This window comes from Paenibacillus pasadenensis (assembly GCF_023715725.1).
GTDB classification, from domain to species: domain Bacteria; phylum Bacillota; class Bacilli; order Paenibacillales; family Paenibacillaceae; genus Paenibacillus_O; species Paenibacillus_O pasadenensis_A.
This window is the reverse complement of sequence record NZ_JAMBOT010000053.1, coordinates 1-450: the sequence shown is the minus strand read 5'-3', so window position 1 is coordinate 450 and position 450 is coordinate 1. Positions and strand designations below refer to the sequence as shown.

General features: G+C 66.2%; 1 protein-coding gene. It reads left to right on the top strand.

Annotated features, from left to right (window positions below; translation table 11 throughout):
* Positions 1-169: 169 nt before the first annotated feature.
* Positions 170-450 (top strand): sensor histidine kinase (locus M3223_RS23920; protein ID WP_251566290.1); only part of this gene is annotated, 281 nt, incomplete at its 3' end.

Genomic DNA, 450 nt, shown 5'->3' with positions numbered 1-450 from the left:
ATCTTCGCCTCTCGGCGGCCTCGACCAGCCAGGAGGCGCGCTTCGATCGCATCGGCCGCGCCGCCACCCGCCTGGTGCAGCTCACCGATAACGCCTTGCCGACGCCCGGCTCGCCTCCCACGATCTGCACGTCGAGCGCCAGCAGACCGCCCTGCTGACGGTGATCAACATGGCCGCCTCGGTGGTGGCCATCTCCCATGATCACTACCTGAACATCCGCCAGCACGGCGCGGTGGAAAGCCCGCATCTGCAGGCCGATGCCGGCCTGCTGTGCATCGCCATCGCTAATCTGCTGGATAACGCCGTCAAGTATTCGCCCCCCGGTGAAATCGCCATCGATATTCATTCCGATGCCGGGCAAACGGAGCTACGCATTCGCGACCACGGCCCGGGACTCCCCGCCGGACAGGCGGAACTGATCTTTGAGCGCTACCGCCGCGGCGAGCACAC